Origin of the sequence: Ensifer sp. 22521 (assembly GCF_052044795.1) — a bacterium.
Taxonomy (GTDB): domain Bacteria; phylum Pseudomonadota; class Alphaproteobacteria; order Rhizobiales; family Rhizobiaceae; genus Ensifer.
This window is the reverse complement of the sequence record NZ_JBQENM010000041.1, coordinates 24,413-37,124: the sequence shown is the minus strand read 5'-3', so window position 1 is coordinate 37,124 and position 12,712 is coordinate 24,413. Positions and strand designations below refer to the sequence as shown.

Here is a 12,712-nt window from a genome sequence, read left to right as displayed (position 1 = left end):
TATCGTGGCCGTCGATCCTACCAGCGGCCGGCAAGTTCAGACGACTTCCCCTAAGGACAATATCGCTCGGTGGAGTTTCGCGTAATCTCAGCTGCGACGAGTTGCTTGAGCAGCCGCGCTTGGTTGCCGCTCCGGTCACCAGCGCAAAACCTAGGAAGGAGCATGACAATGAACCGTATTGCGACTTTTTCTATGATTGCCAGCCTCTCCGCCCTGAGCTTCGTTGGAATCGTGCACGGTCAAGGTGCCGCAATGGACTGGCCCAAAGAGATTGAGCAAACTGTGCGCAGCTACAGCGGCGACAAGATCAATGTCGTCGATGTAAGCACACTTGCGGAGCAGAACCAAACGCGCATGTGGGTCGAGCATGCCACGCCGGAACAACGTGCGGCGCTGCTCGAGGCGGTCAAAGCGAACAAGTCCTTGGCTGAAAAGCTGAAGGCGCAGAACGTCGAGATGGACAACATTGGCGGCGCTGAACAGGCGACCGACGGCGGGCTGACGATATACGTTCGCTAACCCTCCCCGGGGTCAGTAAAGCGGGGTGCGGGACACCGATGGTACTCGCGCCGCATCCCGCTCCATCCGCGAGCATACCGCGGCAGGCGTTCGGTACTCGTTACCGTTATGGGACGCCCCACGCACCAAACCTCCCCCACCCCATCATTTCCCGCAAGCCAAGCTTGCCGACGATCCGGCGGGCTGCCTTCGGCCCAAAGTCGAACGCCTTGGTGGGCCATACCGCCCGTGACCAGCGGCATGGCCATGACCAACTCAATCAGTTCCGGCCGCATCGACGAGGTGCGTCGGCCGGTCAGCTTCCGCTCCATCATCTGCCGTGCCAACGCCAGCCGGTCACTTCGAAGCGCTTCGTGCTCGCGTCACTGAACGGCCCGCCAACGCATCTCCGTTCATCGCACCAACCAGCCGCCATCAACTGGGAGGACCGCGCCGTGCATATAGCTGGATGCCGGCGCGAGCAGGAAAACGGCAGCATCGCCGATATCCTCGGGGATGCCCCAGCGGCCAGCAGGAATGCGATCGATGATCGCAGCGCTGCGATCGGCGTCCGCGCGAAGCGCCTCGGTGTTGTTGGACACGATGTAGCCAGGGGCGATCGCATCGACGTTGATACCCTGGCTTGCCCATTCGTTGGCAAGGATACGGGTGATGCCCAGCACCCCGTGCTTTGACGCCGTGTAGGAGGCGACACGAATACCGCCCTGGAAGGACAGCAGAGAGCCAATGTTGACGATTCGCCCTGCCCGCTCGTAGGCAAGGCGGGCATAGGCCTGGCTCAGGACAAAGGTTGCCTTCAGGTTCAGGTCGATCACCTGATCCCAGTCGGCCTCGGAGAGTTCGACCGAGGCGGCCAGGCGGATGATCCCGGCATTGTTGACCAGTCCGTCCAGCGGGCCGCATTTCTCCCAGACGCGATCGATCAACGTTTTGACCGCCTCACCATCGACGAGATCGCAGGCAAACGACACAACCCTGCCGCCCGCTGCTTCGACCTTTTCGACCGTCTCCGCCATGGACGAGCGCCCGACCGCGACCACCTCGCCGCCGGGCCGGCCGATCGAAACTGCAATACCTTGGCCTATCCCGGTGTTGGCGCCGGTGACCAGCACACGCCTTCCCACCCGACTGAAGGCGGAAGGGTCGCTCATCGCAGCACCTCCATCGGCACCGGGTCGACGTCGGTGTAATCGACATTGTCGCACCTGCCGAAACAGGCGCGCAGAAACCCAACGTGTTGGGATTATTCCTCGATATCGACCTTGTCGAATCGATGCGAACCCAAGGGTTCCATCACGTAGTTCTTCACCTTTTTCGACATCGGCAGCACAACGGTGGAATGAGCAATCGGAACCCAAGGTGCCTGGTCGCTGATCATGGCCTGCGCTTCTTCGTACAGTTTCGTCCGCTCGCTCTGATCCTCGCTGGTACGCGCCTTCTGGAAGATCTCGTCGAGCGGCTTGTCGCACCAGTTGGCATTGTTGCTCCCGCCGACGCCGGAGCAGCTGAAAAAGTAGCTGAGCAAGTTGTCCGGATCGCCATTGTCGCTCGTGCCGCCGAGGATGACGGCGCCGTCGCGCGCTTCGTCGCGCACCTTCTTCAGGTACTCGCCCCATTCATAGGAAACGATCTCGACACCGATGCCGACCTTGGCAAGGTCCGCCTGCATCAGCTCGGCCGCGCGGCGGGCATTCGGCATATACGGACGGCTGACGGGCATCGCCCAGATTTTCATCTTCAGATCTTTGACGCCAGCTCCGTCGAGAAGCTTCTTTGCCGCTTCCGGATCGTAGCTGTAGCCCTCGATGCTGCCGTTATAGCCCCACATCGTCGGCGGCAGGACGCTTTTGGCGACCTGGCCCATGCCCTGATAGACGGAATCAACGATCGCTTTACGGTCGATAGCCATGTTGATAGCGCGGCGCACCTCCAGCTTGTCGAACGGCGCGACCAAGGTGTTCATCGCGAGATAGGAGACGTTGAGACCCGGTTGTTCCAATACTGTCAGGTCCGGATTTGCCTTCAGCCCGTCAACATCGGCCGGCGCCGGGTACGGCGCGATATGGCATTCCCCCGCCTGAAGTTTCTGCATGCGTGTCGTCGGGTCGGTGGTGATCGCGAAGATGAGATTGTCGATCTCCGGCGCGCCCGCCCAATAGTCTGCATTGGCTGCAAAGCGGATCGCCGCATCTTGCTGGTAGTCGACAAAGCGGAACGGCCCGGTGCCGACAGGCTTGCGGTCGAGGTCCTCGCGCCGTCCCTCAGCCGCCAGCTTGTCGGCATACTCTTTCGACATGATCGAGCCGAAGTTCAGGGCAAGCTTCGCCGGAAGCGATGCATCCGGTTGCTTCAGCACGAACTTGACGGTCATTTCATCGACCTTGACGATGTCCTTGATGACCGTTGGCATGTCCATCGCGTTGAACATCTCCCAGTTCGCACCAGGAAAGTAGCTGTTCCACGGGTCGTCCTTGTCCAACTGGCGAATGTAGGTGAAGAGCACGTCGTCGGCGTTGAAGTCCCGTGTCGGGGTGAAATCATCCGTCGACTGGAACTTCACGCCTTTCCGCAGTTTCAGCGTGTATTCGGAATTGTCCTCGGAAATGGTCCAGCTTTCGGCAAGGCCCGGAACGACGTTGGTGGTGCCGGGCTCGAATTCAGTGAGACGATCGTAGATCGTCTCGGCCGAAGCATCCCACGTGCTGTTGGCCGAGTAGAGCGCTGCGTCGAACCCCTCTGGCGCGCCCTCCGAGCAATAGACGAGCGTCTTCGCCATGGCAGGCGTCAGCGCCACGCCAGAAAGCATGGTTGCTGCAAACAGGGAAACAAGGGTTTTGCGCGTCCGCGCGAATTTCAAAGTCATTGGCGTGTCCTCCCTTGGGAATGGAATGCGAATGCCCGGCGGATGGCTCACCGGCTGAGGTCAATCGGCTTTGCCGGCCGTCGTGCCGAGGCCACGGCCGGGCGCCCAGACCGGATCCGGAGCGGTCCAAAGCACGTCGTTGCGGATCAGCTTCACCAACTCGTTCGCCTGCAGGTCGAGGAAGCGTTCACCCTTTTCGGCGGTTGCGCTGCGAGGATCGCCCCAGGTGCCGGTGACCGGCGCCCGCTCGGCGAAGGAATAGAAGCGCGACACGTCCGCCGGCACGTCAACGGGATGCTGCTGGTTGCCGAAGGCCTGACCGAACATCTCGGTCTTTACAGCATCCGGAACGATCGCCAGCATGACCGACGCTTCGCCTTCGCAGGCATGGTGCGCACCGGTGTCGACCTCGAAAATCTTGCTGGCCTCCTCTGGTGCCAGCATCCACGGCGTCGTGGCGACGATCGGCATGGCGAACTCGACCGTCAGTTCGCGCACGGCAACCGCGAGCGGGTCCATGTTGCCGCCGTGACCGTTGACGATGAACAGCCGCGCGAAACCGAGCGTCTTCAGCGATCGGACGATGCAGCGAATGACGCGGCTCAGCGTATCGTAGTCGAGCGTGATGGTGCCGCCGAAAGGCAGATGGTGCTCGCTCATGCCGAGCCACAGGCCGGGAAGAACGGCGACCGGGATGTCATCGGCCACGAGACGGGCGGCACGGATGGCCGCGGCCGATGCGCTGGCGGTGTCGGTAATGACAGGCAGGTGCGGCCCATGCTGTTCCAGCGAACCGATCGGCAGAACGGCAAGCGCGCCCGGTTTTCCGGCGAGTTCACGCAGGCTGGGTGCGGTCATGCGCGCCCATTCGACTTCCTTCTTCATCTTAGGCCTCTTTCATCAGAACAAATTCATTTCGGCTCGTAGCCGCGTGGACTGCCGCACGCGCGACGGCGTCCGCCGACATGGGGAAAGATTCGGAAGCGGCAGCTGACCGGGGGCACCGATCGGCATTGATCAGGTCAAAGTAGTCTCCGGCGGCGTAGGTCGCGCTTCGTTCGAGTGCAGCGGTGCGATCCGCTCCAAATATGCACAGTCGGAAATATCAATCAAATTATTTCCTATAAGAAAATTATATTTCTTAAAATATCGGAACAGCGCATCAAATGACATGGAGCGGCCACGCCGCCAGCCGTGTCAACGGCCGGCGGAGCGTGTCTATAACGCTCGTCTGCGCCTCACCCCTGCGCCAGATGGCACCTTGCCCTGCGTGCGCCCTCGCCGAGGTGCTGGAGAACCTGCGGCGCCTCGCAGCCGGCGGCCGCCTTGCCGCAGCGTTCCTTGTAGAAGCAACCGGCTGGCAGTTTTCGGTTGTTTGGAAGCTCGGCGGTCCGCACGTCGGCAATGGTCGGCAAGGGACTTGCGAAACTCGGAGCCGCGGCCAGCAGCGTTTGGGTGTATGGGTGCCGAGGGTCGCCCAGGACCTCTTCGGCCGGGCCTGATTCAACGATCTGGCCGAGATACATCACCGCGACATCGTCGCAGAAGTGGCGCACGAGTGCGACATCGTGCGAGATCATGAGGTAGGCGAGCCCCCGCTCCCGCTGCAGTTTCAGAAGCAGGTTGATGATCTGCGCCTGCACCGACACATCGAGCGCTGATGTGGGCTCGTCCAGGACCATGAGGTCGGGATCCGTGCTGATGGCGCGGGCGATTGCGATGCGTTGTCGCTGTCCGCCTGAAAACTCGTGTGGCAGACGATCGAGATGTTCCGGCCTAAGACCGACGGCGGTCGCCAGTTGTTCAGCCTTCGCATGCAGCTCGGCGTTGCTATGCCCGCCGCGAATATGCAGCGGTTCGCTGATGAGCCGCCACACCGGTAGGCGCCGATCGAGCGAGGATTGCGGATCTTGGAACACGATCTGCATCTTCTGCCGCAGCTGGCGCCTCTCTCTCCCCTGCGCTGCCTGAAAATCCTGACCGTCGATCGCCACCCTGCCCTGCTCGTATCGCGCAAGCCCGATGATTGCCTGGGCGAACGTACTCTTGCCGCAACCGGACTCGCCGACAATGCCGAGGCTTCTGCCGGCACGAACTCTAAGGGTGACGCCGTTGACGGCGTGCACATGCGAGGTGGGGCGCCCGAGCCAGTTGCGGGACGCCGGGAAGCGCACATGGAGATCGGAAACCTCCAGAACCGGCTGCGCCATCGTTTCAACGCCTGCCGTCATTGGCGGCTCCCTTGCTCTGATAGTACTGGCGCGACACCGCGCCGCCAGCACGCCACCTGTTGGCTATCGGCCCCGGCCAACTGCGGAGACTGGGATCGACAGAGATCAACCGCTTCCTTGCATCGCGGCTGGAAATAGCAGCCCGCCGGTGGATGCAGGAGATTAGGCACCGCACCGGGGATCGCTTCGAGCTCCTGTTTCGGCGCCACCCGCTCCGGCAGACAGCGCAATAGCGCCTGGGTATAGGGATGCTGCGGCGCCTCGAGCACGGTGCGGGTCGCACCATGCTCAACGATCCGTCCGGCATACATCACGTAGAGCCGGTCGCAGAGCTGCGACACGACGGCGACGTTGTGCGAGATGAAGATCACCGATGTGCCGGTGCGGCGCGCACGGTTCTGGATCAGCCGTAGGATCACGGCCTGGACAGTGACATCGAGCGCGGTCGTCGGCTCGTCGGCGATGATGAGGCCGGGATTGCAGGAGAACGCCATGGCGATCAGCACGCGTTGCCGCATGCCGCCGGAGAGTTCGAACGGATAGAGCTTCATCACCCGCTCGGGCTCGCCGATCAGCATGTCGGCAAGAATATCCCGCGCAATGCGCCGGGCATCCGGCAAGCTTGTCTCCTCGTGGCGCATGATGACGTCAGTCAGTTGCTTGCCGATGCGGATCGTCGGGTTCAGCGCGTTCATCGGCTCTTGAAAGATGGTCGAGAACACCTTGCCGCGCACATCCTGCAGCTGGCTGTCGTCCATGGCGAGGGTGCTATGGCCAAAGAGCGTGACCGAGCCGCTGGTGATCCTGTAGCGACCCCTGGGCAGCAGCCCAGTGGCGGCCATGGTCGTTACCGATTTGCCGCAGCCGGACTCGCCGACGATCCCGACGATCTCGGCCTTTCCGACATTGATCGACACGTTGTCGAGCGCCTTGATCGCGCCGCTGAAGGTTGGAAACTCCAGCGACAGATTGTGAATGGCCAGCGCCTGGCCGCGTCGTTCTGCCGTGCCTGTCATCATCTGCCCCTCAAGCGCGGGTCGAGCATATCGCGGATGCCGTCGCCAATGAGATTGCATCCCATCGCCGTGATCAGAATGGCAAGACCCGGGAAGGTCGCGTACCACCACTGATCGAGCATGTAGCTGCGGCCGCTGCTGACCAGCGCGCCCCATTCGGAGGTGGGCGGCTGGGCACCGAGGCCGATGAAACTGAGGGCGGCTGCGATCAGCACGACGCCGCCAAGATCGAGCGTCGCCTGCACGATGATCGGCGACATCGCGTTCGGCAGGATATGCCAGCGGAGAATGTAGAACGGCGAAGCGCCGAAGGTGCGCGACGCCTTCACGAAGACCTGCTCGCGCAAGGAAAGCGTTTGACCGCGGGCCAGGCGCACATAGGCGGGAATACGCACGATCGCCACGGCCAGCATGGAGTTGAACAGGCTCGGGCCAAGGGCTGCGGCCAGCGCCATGGCCAGCACCAGCGCCGGCAGAGCAAGGACGACATCCATGAGCCGCATGATGGCGGTATCGACCCGTCCGCCGACCACGCCGGAAAAACAGCCGATCAGCACCCCGACCGACATCGAAATCAGGACGATCATGAAGGCGGCGCCGCAGGACGCCCTCGCCCCATAGATCACGCGTGAGAACAGGTCGCGGCCAACCTCGTCCGTGCCGAACCAATGCGCGGCACTTGGCGGCAACAGGCGCGCCGTCAGGGAAACCTTGTCCGGATTGTACGGCGCGATCACCGGTGCAGCGATGATCATGATGAGAACGAGCAGAATGATGGCAGCGCCAACCAGGGTCAGCGGGCTGCGGCGGCTCAGGTACCACAGATAGTGCAGCCGCTCGGAGATGGACTGGGTCCTGCGGGCTGCGGTAGTCGATGCAGCAGGTTCTGTCGGCATGACGGCGGACATGATCAGACCTCCCTGATCTGCGGGTCGGCGAGCATGTAGGCGAGATCGACCAGGAGGTTGATCAGCACATAGCCGATGGATGCGACAATCGTGAAACCCATGATGGCGGGAAAATCGAGCGTCTGAATGGAGGTCACGACATAGGTGCCCATGCCGGGCCAGGCGAAGATCGTCTCGGTAAGCACTGCTCCATAGAGAAGGTCGCCAAGCGCCAGTCCCAACAGGGTGATCGAAGGGATCAGCGCGTTTCTGAGAGCGTAGTTGAAGACGATCATGCCCTTGCGCAGGCCGCTGGCGCGGGCGGTGCGGATATAATCTTCCTGCAGCACATCCAGCATCGAGGCGCGGATCTGGCGGGTGATCACGCCCATATTGGCGAAGGCCAACACAAAGCCCGGCAGGATGATGTGGTAGACGGCGCTGCGAAAGGCATCGAAGCGGCCTTGCAGCAGAGAGTCGATCAGCAGGAATCCGGTGATGCGTTCTGGTGCAACGATGCCCATGGCCAGGCGCCCGCTGCCAGGCAGTATCTGGAACTTGGCGTAGAAGAGGTAGATCAGGATCAGGCCGAACCAGAACACCGGCATCGAGATGCCGCAGACGGAGACCGTCCGCGCGATCTGGTCGATCGGGCCGTCCTTGTAGACGGCCGACAGCACGCCGAGTGGTACGCCCAGACAGATCGCGATGAAGAGCGCGACCGTTCCGAGTTCCAGTGTTGCGGGCAAGAAGGTGCGAATATCGGCTGCAACCGGGCGGTTGGTCCGCAAGGACGTTCCCAGATCGCCCTGCAGGAGATTGCCGATATAGATGGTGAATTGTTCGACGACCGGGCGATCCAGACCCAGGTTGCGCCTGACGTTCTCAAGCGTTTCGGCGCTTGCCCTATCGCCCGCAATCATGCGCGCGGGATCTCCCGGAATGAGGTGAGAGATCGTGAAGGTGATGACCGCGACCCCGAGCACCACAAAAAGCAGCAATATCAGACGCGGAATGATGATGCGGGTGATTGCCATGGATGGTAGCCCTTCCGGCACGAAAACCTAGCTTGGGAAACGTTGAAACCCTGCCGCCATGGCCGCTAAGGCCGGCGGCAGGTGTTCTGTGGAATGAGGCCCGTTAAGGCGACAGGATCGCTTCAATCCGGCTCCCTCACTCCGTCTTCGACATCGTTCCGAAGTTGTAAACCTGGATCAGCATGGGATTGTAGACATAGCCCTTCACCGCTGTGCGGCGGGCGAAGATGTCATTCTTTTCCATGATGTAGAGATAGGGCGCGTCCTCAGTCGAAAGCTTCTGCGCCTCGATGTAAAGAGCCTTGCGCTTGTCCTCGTCGACGATCGATCCCGCCTCACGCACGAGATCGGTCACCTGCTTGTTGCTGTAGAAGGAACGGTTGCCCGGACCACCCATTTTGTCGGCATCGAACCAGTAGTTCATGAACATGTAGGGGTCGGCAAAGTCAGGCGTCCAGGCACCGGGAGCCATATCGAATTTGCCGTTGGCCACCAGTTCGCGTTTGGTCGTGTCGGCGACCGCCTGCAGATCGAGCTTGATGCCGATTTCAGCCAGTGACGCCTGCAGCGCCAGCCCGACCGGCTCCCAGGCAGGGTCCGCCTGAGAGAAGGTATAGGTCAGGTGAATATCGCTCTTGCCGGAGTCGGCAAGCAGAGCCTTGGCCTTCTCAATGTCGTATGTGTACTGGAAGCCCTGCGGGTCGTGTCCCCACATGCCGCTCGGCACCGCGCCGCGCATTTGCTTGGCCTGGCCGAGCATGATGCCGTCGATGATGCCTTGATAGTCGACCGCATAGGAAATCGCCTTGCGAACCTTGGCGTCGTCGAGCGGCGGCTGGCGGTTGTTCATGTAGATGTAGTTCACATACATACTGGGATTGCTCTCGACCACGACGGAAGCGTCCTTTTGCAGCGCCTCCGCCTGATCGAGCGGGATCTGTTCGATGATGTCGGCATCGCCGTTGATCAACTGAAGGCGGCGGGCCGACACGTCGCCGACGATGCGAATGACGACCTGTTTCAGCGCCGGCTCAGTGCCTGCGTAGTGTGAGTTGCGGTCGAGCACGATGCTCTGGTTGCGCTCCCAGGAGGCGATACGGTAGGGCCCGCTGCCGGCGGAGTGCTCGGCAAGCCAGGCCTTCGCCATATCGCCGTCCGTTTCATGCTCCATCACCTTGGGATTGATGATCGCTGCCCCGGAGACGGCGAGCGTCGAGATGAACGGCGCGAACGGCGCCGTCAGATGAAATCTGACAGTCTGCGGATCGACGACCTCGACCTCCTTCAGCACCGGGAACGCGTCGGACGGTCCGGCCTTCAGCTTCATCAGCCGGTCGAAGCTGAATTTGACGGCGGCGGCGTCGACTGGTGAACCGTCATCGAACTTGTGGCCGCTGGCGAGCTTGAAGGTCCACACGAGGCCGGCATCGTCGGCGGTCCAGCTTTCAGCCAGTTCGGGCCCGACCTCCGTTGAGCCGCCCTTGTAGGCGACGAGCCTTTCATAGGCGGCATAAATCAGTGTGTAGCCGCTGTTGCTGATTTCAACTCCAGGATCGGCGGTCGGCGGATCTTCCGCTCGCGCCATCACCAGCACGTCCTGCGCTGCGATCGCGCCGGAAAGAGGCGTCGATGCCAGAAGCAATGCAACGCCGATCGATTTCCACTTGGAACCGTTCATCTCGTAGTCCTCCCCAGAACTGCGGCGCACGATGCCCTCCCGGCACCAACCGCAGCACTAGAGTAGGAGACGATTTTCCTAAGTGCAATATTTTTTCTTATCGTATTTGTTTTTTATCTTCGTTTAGCTTTTGAGCTTGATCGTCTGTGCGTTCGCCAGTGTGGAGACCAGCTCGGTTTCGGGGGTCGAGCAAACGCACAGGATTTGCGCAGGTTCTTCGCTGACGCTGAGATAGGCGTGACCCATTATCGCGTCGAAGTAGCAGGAATCGCCCTTCTTGAGCCGCAAGGGCGCATAGATCTCGGTGTGAAGTTCCAGTTCCCCTTCGAGAACGTAGAAGAACTCCTCGCCCTTGTGCCGGATAAGCGGCCCAAACTCCTCAAGTGTGCGTGCCCGGGCTACCGCCACGATCGGAACCATCGACTTCTTAGAAATCTCCGTGCAAACATAGAGATAGTCGTAGTTCTGCGTGATGATCGCCCGCCCGTCGCCGGACTTGGTGTAGGTGCGCCGCCCCAGCATGTTGGGGGCTTCCTCAGCGCCCGCCATGGTCCCGAAAAGCTCGACGATGTCGACCTTCAGGCCCTGGGCGAGCTGGATCAGCCGGTCGTAAGTGAGCTGCATCTGGTTGTTTTCGACCTTAGAAAGGGTCGAGACCGCAAGCCCGGTCATGGAACTCACCTCTGCCAACGTCCAGCGATGGCGGTTGCGAATCTCCTTCAGGATATCGCCGAGGCTGGATTTCGCATCGGTCATCGTTGGCGTCTCCAATTTGCCTGCAGCCGTTCCGGACCGCGTGCCGATCTCGGCTCAGCCCGCGACGCGGCAGAATCCGACTGGCATGATAGGAAAACCATTTCCTATAATACGTGGCCGAAATCAACATTGCCCTCGAAGGCAATGCGTGCCGGCGACACCCTGCCCGCGATCGTCTTCGGATCGATACCGCCCTTGCCCTACCCCTCGAATGGGTTGGCGACCCTGGGCCAATAGGGCCGCTTCAGCTTGGTAAAGGCCAGTTCCTCGAAGGAGGGCTGCAGGGCACCGGGCGCGCTGATGTAGAGAATTTCGCGCGCGATCGGTTCGAAGCCTGCGCGGAAGTGGTTGCTGGATTTCACCACGACGATCTTCTTTTTCGCGGGGTCCAGGCCCAGCGCGCTCATGCATTCCGGGTGGAAGGTTTGGGTGCGCACGGTGTTCAGCACGATGTCGACGCTGCCGGCACTGACCCATACGGCGTCACCGATGCCAAGCGGCGTCGGACCGAAGCGCTGGGTAATGCCCGAAGCGATGCGCCTGACCGTCACCGTCAAATCGAGCGGATCGCCAGAAGCCGGCCCAACCTTGCCGCCGATCCTGAGCGCCAATGTCGCCCCCTCTCCCGCCTCGCGGCACATGCGCACCGCAATCGGGTCCCAATAGAGGCAGGTTGCCACGTCTTCGATGCCGCGCTCGATGATGCGGCTGAGGATGAATGTCGAGTCTCCAGGCGCCCCACCGCCTGCATTGTCGGAGACGTCGGCCAGCACGACCGGTCCGCTCTTCGCCGCGACGGCCCGATCCAGCGCCGCGTCGATACCGAGATAGTCCCCCCGCATTTCTTCGCGCGCATCGAATATCTCCCGGCCGAAGGACCGAGCGGTGTGGGCCGCCTTTTCCGGGTCATTGTCGGTCACGACCAGCATCTTGGCGCCGACATCCTCGACGTCGCCCCAGGGGAAGCCGTGGCCGAAGGAGACCGACAGCACGCCATCCTGCCCCTCCATCGCCTTCATGCGGTCGACAATGCCGCGCAACGGTGCGCGATGCGGGTGGAAGGTGTTGATCATGCGGCAGTCATAAACGCCCATGGCCGGTCGCACTTCGCCGGCGAGCGTCCGCTCCACCAGCCGGAACAACTGGCCGGCAACCTCCTCGATGTCCGTATGCGGATATTCCTTGTAGGTGGCGATCATGGTCGCATTGGCGAGCATGCGGTCGGTGATATGGCAATGCAGATCAAGTTCGGCGGCGACCGGCACATTCGGCCCGACCAGGCCGCGCACATGCTCGATCAGATCCCCCTCGACATCGTCATAGCCTTCGGCGACGCAGGCGCCGTGCAGGGCAAGCATGACGGCATCGACCGGCATGGCCGCCTTGAGGTCGCCAAGGATGGTGGCGCGGAAGCTCTCATAGACCGCCCGCGTGGTCCTGCCGCCTGGCTCGGCCACGGCGCACAGGCTCTCCACCACGCACCAGGCCTTTTCTTGAGCGGCCTTGCGCCAGACAGACATCTGCGACGAGCAGCAGTTGAGCGGCCTGCTGGTGGCATCGCCGTAGGCGATCAGGTTTTCCCGGAAGGCCTCTAGGCCCGTCTGCATCGGCGAAAATGTGTTGGTCTCGGTGTCCAGCCCAGCGATGAACAGTTTCATTTTTACCTCTCGCCTATCAAGAAAGATATTTTCTAATCATAAAACTATGTTTATCGTCGGAAAGTCA

General features: G+C 61.6%; 11 protein-coding genes and 1 pseudogene. 1 reads left to right on the top strand and 11 read right to left on the bottom strand.

What is annotated here, in order from left to right; all coding sequences use genetic code 11:
* Window positions 1-168: 168 nt before the first annotated feature.
* Window positions 169-519 (top strand): hypothetical protein, encoded by a 351-nt coding sequence (locus ACTJKE_RS34330; RefSeq protein WP_058328599.1) that lies wholly within the window; start codon window positions 169-171, stop codon window positions 517-519.
* Between the two features lie 106 nt (window positions 520-625).
* Here ACTJKE_RS34330 and ACTJKE_RS34325 read toward each other — a convergent pair.
* From ACTJKE_RS34325 to ACTJKE_RS34275, 11 genes and pseudogenes are all read right to left on the bottom strand, one after another.
* A pseudogene (locus tag ACTJKE_RS34325) lies at window positions 626-857 on the bottom strand (helix-turn-helix domain-containing protein); the annotation flags it as partial.
* Window positions 858-911: 54 nt separating this feature from the next.
* Complete coding sequence (kduD, locus tag ACTJKE_RS34320) at window positions 912-1,670, bottom strand: 2-dehydro-3-deoxy-D-gluconate 5-dehydrogenase KduD (RefSeq protein WP_440661753.1); 759 nt, start codon at window positions 1,668-1,670, stop codon at window positions 912-914.
* Between the two features lie 92 nt (window positions 1,671-1,762).
* On the bottom strand, window positions 1,763-3,382 hold the full coding sequence (locus tag ACTJKE_RS34315; RefSeq protein WP_440693730.1) for an ABC transporter substrate-binding protein: 1,620 nt from the start codon (window positions 3,380-3,382) through the stop codon (window positions 1,763-1,765).
* 60 nt (window positions 3,383-3,442) lie between these two features.
* On the bottom strand, window positions 3,443-4,267 hold the full coding sequence (locus ACTJKE_RS34310; RefSeq protein ID WP_113514060.1) for a creatininase family protein: 825 nt from the start codon (window positions 4,265-4,267) through the stop codon (window positions 3,443-3,445).
* A gap of 353 nt (window positions 4,268-4,620) precedes the next feature.
* Window positions 4,621-5,613 (bottom strand): oligopeptide/dipeptide ABC transporter ATP-binding protein, encoded by a 993-nt coding sequence (locus ACTJKE_RS34305; protein WP_440693728.1) that lies wholly within the window; start codon window positions 5,611-5,613, stop codon window positions 4,621-4,623.
* Entirely contained in the window at window positions 5,610-6,629 is a 1,020-nt protein-coding gene (locus tag ACTJKE_RS34300; protein WP_440639491.1) for an ABC transporter ATP-binding protein, read from the bottom strand. Before ACTJKE_RS34300 ends, ACTJKE_RS34305 begins: the two co-directional genes overlap by 4 nt.
* Window positions 6,629-7,537 carry a D,D-dipeptide ABC transporter permease gene (gene ddpC / locus ACTJKE_RS34295; RefSeq protein ID WP_440693726.1) on the bottom strand — a complete coding sequence of 303 codons (909 nt, stop codon included), beginning with the start codon at window positions 7,535-7,537 and terminating at the stop codon, window positions 6,629-6,631. Before ddpC ends, ACTJKE_RS34300 begins: the two co-directional genes overlap by 1 nt.
* Before the next feature lie 2 nt (window positions 7,538-7,539).
* The gene (locus ACTJKE_RS34290) at window positions 7,540-8,553 is read right to left on the bottom strand and encodes an ABC transporter permease (RefSeq protein WP_058324297.1); all 1,014 of its coding nucleotides are present in this window, start codon (window positions 8,551-8,553) and stop codon (window positions 7,540-7,542) included.
* 136 nt (window positions 8,554-8,689) lie between these two features.
* The gene (locus ACTJKE_RS34285; protein WP_245296145.1) at window positions 8,690-10,261 is read right to left on the bottom strand and encodes an ABC transporter substrate-binding protein; all 1,572 of its coding nucleotides are present in this window, start codon (window positions 10,259-10,261) and stop codon (window positions 8,690-8,692) included.
* Between the two features lie 93 nt (window positions 10,262-10,354).
* Window positions 10,355-10,987 carry a helix-turn-helix domain-containing protein gene (locus ACTJKE_RS34280; protein ID WP_058327870.1) on the bottom strand — a complete coding sequence of 211 codons (633 nt, stop codon included), beginning with the start codon at window positions 10,985-10,987 and terminating at the stop codon, window positions 10,355-10,357.
* A gap of 200 nt (window positions 10,988-11,187) precedes the next feature.
* The gene (locus ACTJKE_RS34275) at window positions 11,188-12,645 is read right to left on the bottom strand and encodes a M81 family metallopeptidase (protein ID WP_440693723.1); all 1,458 of its coding nucleotides are present in this window, start codon (window positions 12,643-12,645) and stop codon (window positions 11,188-11,190) included.
* Between the last annotated feature and the right edge of the window lie 67 nt (window positions 12,646-12,712).

Excerpts from the sequence above, each read along its gene's own strand:
- ACTJKE_RS34300 (WP_440639491.1), bottom strand. The coding sequence starts at position 6,629 with ATGACAGGCACGGCAGAACGACGCGGCCAGGCGCTGGCCATTCACAAT.
- ACTJKE_RS34290 (WP_058324297.1), bottom strand. The coding sequence starts at position 8,553 with ATGGCAATCACCCGCATCATCATTCCGCGTCTGATATTGCTGCTTTTT.
- ACTJKE_RS34280 (WP_058327870.1), bottom strand. The coding sequence starts at position 10,987 with ATGACCGATGCGAAATCCAGCCTCGGCGATATCCTGAAGGAGATTCGC.
- ACTJKE_RS34275 (WP_440693723.1), bottom strand. The coding sequence starts at position 12,645 with ATGAAACTGTTCATCGCTGGGCTGGACACCGAGACCAACACATTTTCG.
- ACTJKE_RS34305 (WP_440693728.1), bottom strand. The coding sequence starts at position 5,613 with ATGACGGCAGGCGTTGAAACGATGGCGCAGCCGGTTCTGGAGGTTTCC.
- ACTJKE_RS34315 (WP_440693730.1), bottom strand. The coding sequence starts at position 3,382 with ATGACTTTGAAATTCGCGCGGACGCGCAAAACCCTTGTTTCCCTGTTT.
- ACTJKE_RS34330 (WP_058328599.1), top strand. The coding sequence starts at position 169 with ATGAACCGTATTGCGACTTTTTCTATGATTGCCAGCCTCTCCGCCCTG.
- ddpC (WP_440693726.1), bottom strand. The coding sequence starts at position 7,537 with ATGTCCGCCGTCATGCCGACAGAACCTGCTGCATCGACTACCGCAGCC.
- ACTJKE_RS34310 (WP_113514060.1), bottom strand. The coding sequence starts at position 4,267 with ATGAAGAAGGAAGTCGAATGGGCGCGCATGACCGCACCCAGCCTGCGT.
- kduD (WP_440661753.1), bottom strand. The coding sequence starts at position 1,670 with ATGAGCGACCCTTCCGCCTTCAGTCGGGTGGGAAGGCGTGTGCTGGTC.